The 2,205-nt window shown below is 71.2% G+C and carries 1 protein-coding gene; it reads right to left on the minus strand.

All coding sequences use genetic code 11. The annotated features are described in order from the left end of the window. Positions 1-54: 54 nt before the first annotated feature. On the minus strand, positions 55-2,205 hold a 2,151-nt coding region (locus tag AC08ON_RS17270), incomplete at its 5' end, for a DUF459 domain-containing protein (RefSeq protein ID WP_476617355.1).

The following is a 2,205-nucleotide window of genomic DNA, read 5'->3' on the forward strand; positions in this document are numbered from 1 at the left end:
CCTGTAGACCGCCCGGTACTGGGCGGAAGGTTAGCGTCGGGTAAAGCGGGCGGGTCAGTCGGGTCCCGCTCCCGTGGTCGGCGTGGTCGGCGCGGGTGCGGCGGCCGCTGCTCCCCGGGCGATCCGGAGAAGCTGGGGAATGATCGCGACACCGATCCGTCGGGCACCGCCATTGGAGATGTGCACACCGTCGTCGTCGCGTAGCCGGACACCGTCCAGTTCGTCGACGTACTTGTCACCAGGAGTGAGAATTGACGTGATGTCGATCACGGTGACGCCGGGATGGCGAGCCGCCGCGGCCCGCAGCAGCGCGTTGAACCGCACCACCCGTTCGGCCTTCGTCTCCGGGTAGATGCCGCCGTTCGGCGCCTCGGTCGGCTTGAACACCGGGGTCGTCAGGAGCACCACCCTGGCACCCTTGGCGCCGAGCGTGTCGATGGCGAGGTCGAGTTCCCGGCCGAGGTAGGCGTCGAACCCCGGATCGCCGATGTGCGTCCACCGGCCGTCCCGCATCTGGTCGGTGACCTCCCAGCGACCGACCAGCAGGATCGCGAGCGCGGGGTTGACCTCGTTCACCCGTTGGGTGAACCGTTGCGGCCACTGGTCGCATCCGTCGGTGGTGGGACCGGCGCTGCCGAGGATGCGCCGCTGCATCCCCCGTGCGACGCCACACCCCAGCTTGGAGAAGTCGTGGATCTCCATACCCTGCTGGGCGGCCATCGAGGAGAAGTCGCTGAACCCCAGGGTGAGAGCCACCGAGTCGCCGCCGAGCAGGACCTTGATCGGGGGGTTCCCGCCGGCCTTGACGGCGACGGCCGGTTGTGGGGAGGTCGCCGCCCGCCGCGCCAACGCCTCCAGGTCCGCGGGAGTGCGCACCGACGCCGACGTCCCGGCGGTCGCCAGCAGGATCACCGCGAGCACCCCGCCCAGGGCGGCGGGCACCGTCACCTGCGGGATGGGGAAGCGTACTTTGCCCCGCCGGATCGGGTTCTCCACGAGGTGGAACGAGGCCAGCGTGATCGCCAGCGTGGCGGCGAGGCGGAGCCCCAGCAGGACCACGCCGTTCGTCCCGGTGCGGGTCGCCGTCAGCGTGAGGAAGATCGGCCAGTGCCACAGGTACAGGCCGTACGAGATGCGGCCGACGAAGGTCAGCGGGGCGGTGGCCAGCACCCTCGCCACCGGGCCTCGGGGCGCTTCCACGAGCGAGGCGACCAGCAGCATCACGATGATCGCAACCCCGAGGAAGCCGCCGGCGTAGAGTCCGCGGCTCTCCCCACTCACCGTTGTCCAGAGGAGAATCATCGCAGCGGTGGCGACACAGCCGACGACCGACATGACCGACCGGGCCCGGGCGGAGATCGGGGTCGTCCGCTGGGCCCGCCAGACGGCGAGGGCGGCCCCGACCAGCAGGGCCTGGGCGCGGCTGTCGGTGCCGTAGTAGATCCGGGAGGGGTGCGTCCCGACCACGAGCAGGGCGAGGCCCACCAACGCGGACGCCTCGGCGCCGAGGACCGCGACCGTGAGCGCGAGCGACTGGGCCTTCTGGCGCTGCCGGCGCCAGCGGTCCACGGTCTTCGCGCTGTGCCGCATCAGCAGGTAGACGATCAGCGGCCACAGGACGTAGAACTGCTCCTCAACGGATAGTGACCAGGTGTGCAGGAGGGGTGACGGAGCCGAGAAGTGGTCGAAGTAGCTCTGGTCGGACAGCGCGAAACGCCAGTTTGCGACATAGAGCAGCGTGGAGAGCGCGTCCAGCCGCAGGGTTCCCACGTCGCCGGGGGAGGCGATCCAGCGGGCGTAGGCCGCCACCCCGAGCAGCAGCAGCAGCAGCGCCGGCATCAGGCGGCGGGACCGGCGGATCCAGAAGGCGCGAAGGTCGATGCGCCGGTTGTAGCGGTACTCGGCGATCAGCAGGCCGGTGATGAGGAACCCGGAGAGGACGAAGAAGGTGTCGACGCCGAGCAGGCCGCCGGGCATCCACGAGACGCCGGCGTGATAGGCGATGACGGCCGTGACCGCGAGCGCGCGCAGGCCGTCGAGCGCGGGGGAGTGCCCGAGCGGCGCGAGCACGGGTCCGGTGGCGTCGAGATCCTCCTCGACCCGCAGCGGCCCCGTCGCCTCGCGCGTGCCGGTCCGGGCTCTCGTCCCGGGTGCCGTCGCCGTCCCGGGAGACCGGTAAGGAGGTCCGGCCGGCGTCCGGGTGGC

This window comes from Frankia sp. CoWAU3 (assembly GCF_977971855.1).